The organism is Nocardia sp. NPDC057353, from assembly GCF_042667085.1.
Classification (GTDB): domain Bacteria; phylum Actinomycetota; class Actinomycetes; order Mycobacteriales; family Mycobacteriaceae; genus Nocardia.
On the sequence record NZ_JBHVAK010000138.1, the window covers coordinates 1 to 1,447 of the forward strand.

The following is a 1,447-nucleotide window of genomic DNA, read 5'->3' on the forward strand; positions in this document are numbered from 1 at the left end:
AAGGCGATCGAGAGAACTGTGGTTAAGGAACTCGGCAAAATGCCCCCGTAACTTCGGGAGAAGGGGGACCAACGCTGGTGACGACCCTTGCGGTCCGAGCTGGTGGTGGTCGCAGAGACCAGAGAGAAGCGACTGTTTACTAAAAACACAGGTCCGTGCGAAGTCGTAAGACGAGGTATACGGACTGACGCCTGCCCGGTGCCGGAAGGTTAAGAGGACCGGTTAGCGCTTCGGCGCGAAGCTGAGAATTTAAGCCCCGGTAAACGGCGGTGGTAACTATAACCATCCTAAGGTAGCGAAATTCCTTGTCGGGTAAGTTCCGACCTGCACGAATGGCGTAACGACTTCTCTGCTGTCTCAACCACAGACTCGGCGAAATTGCATTACGAGTAAAGATGCTCGTTACGCGCGGCAGGACGAAAAGACCCCGGGACCTTCACTATAGCTTGGTATTGGTGTTCGGTACGGTTTGTGTAGGATAGGTGGGAGACTGTGAAGCATGCACGCCAGTGTGTGTGGAGTCGTCGTTGAAATACCACTCTGGTCGTATTGGACTTCTAACCTCGGGCCATGATCTGGTTCAGGGACAGTGCCTGGTGGGTAGTTTAACTGGGGCGGTTGCCTCCCAAAATGTAACGGAGGCGCCCAAAGGTTCCCTCAGCCTGGTTGGCAATCAGGTGTCGAGTGCAAGTGCACAAGGGAGCTTGACTGTGAGACTGACAGGTCGAGCAGGGACGAAAGTCGGGACTAGTGATCCGGCACCGGCATGTGGAAGCGGTGTCGCTCAACGGATAAAAGGTACCCCGGGGATAACAGGCTGATCTTCCCCAAGAGTCCATATCGACGGGATGGTTTGGCACCTCGATGTCGGCTCGTCGCATCCTGGGGCCGGAGTAGGTCCCAAGGGTTGGGCTGTTCGCCCATTAAAGCGGCACGCGAGCTGGGTTTAGAACGTCGTGAGACAGTTCGGTCTCTATCCGCCGCGCGCGTCAGAAACTTGAGGAAGGCTGTCCCTAGTACGAGAGGACCGGGACGGACGAACCTCTGGTGTGCCAGTTGTTCCGCCAGGAGCACTGCTGGTTGGCTACGTTCGGAAGGGATAACCGCTGAAAGCATCTAAGCGGGAAGCCTGTTCCAAGATGAGGTTTCTCTCCACCATCGAGTGGTTAAGGCCCCCTACAGACCATGGGGTTGATAGGCCGGAACTGGAAGCGCAGTAATGCGTGGAGGTGACTGGTACTAATAGGCCGAGGGCTTACCAACAAAGATGGCTACGCGTCCACTGTACGGTTCTGAAACAACACTGTTCGTGGTTGTTTCGCAGAGTTACGGCGGTTATAGCGGCAGGGAAACGCCCGGTCCCATTCCGAACCCGGAAGCTAAGCCTGCCAGCGCCGATGGTACTGCACTCGACAGGGTGTGGGAGAGTAGGACACCGCCGGAACAA

General features: G+C 56.3%; 2 rRNA genes. Both read left to right on the plus strand.

Annotated elements, in window-relative coordinates:
- A 23S ribosomal RNA gene (locus tag ACFUUZ_RS31670) occupies positions 1-1,263 on the plus strand; the annotation flags it as partial.
- 64 nt (positions 1,264-1,327) lie between these two features.
- Positions 1,328-1,444, plus strand: a 5S ribosomal RNA gene (rrf, locus tag ACFUUZ_RS31675).
- Positions 1,445-1,447: the final 3 nt, after the last annotated feature.